This is a genomic window from Cupriavidus sp. SIMBA_020 (genome assembly GCF_046535395.1).
Classification (GTDB): Bacteria; Pseudomonadota; Gammaproteobacteria; order Burkholderiales; family Burkholderiaceae; genus Cupriavidus; species Cupriavidus campinensis.
Genome location: NZ_JAWRWU010001810.1, coordinates 1 through 231, shown reverse-complemented (window position 1 = coordinate 231; position 231 = coordinate 1). Strand labels below are relative to the sequence as shown.

At 62.8% G+C, this 231-nt stretch carries 1 protein-coding gene; it reads right to left on the bottom strand.

Features of this window, described 5'->3' with window-relative positions:
• Positions 1-231: aminotransferase class I/II-fold pyridoxal phosphate-dependent enzyme (locus SB751_RS35855; RefSeq protein ID WP_410749712.1), on the bottom strand; the 231-nt coding region annotated here is incomplete at both ends.

Genomic DNA, 231 nt, shown 5'->3' with positions numbered 1-231 from the left:
ATGCGGATATACGGTCCGAGACCGAATGCACTCCCGTGCACGGTCGCGACGCCCTTTTCGTCGAGCAGCGCGTTGACCACGGATTCATCGCCATCCAGACGCACGCCCGACGGCATGGTTTTGCCAATCAGGTCTTCGCACGATGCGAACACGTAGAACGCGCCTTGCGGAACTGCACAGTGCAGGCCCGGAGCCTGGTTGATCTGCTCGACAACGAGGTCGCGCCGGCGC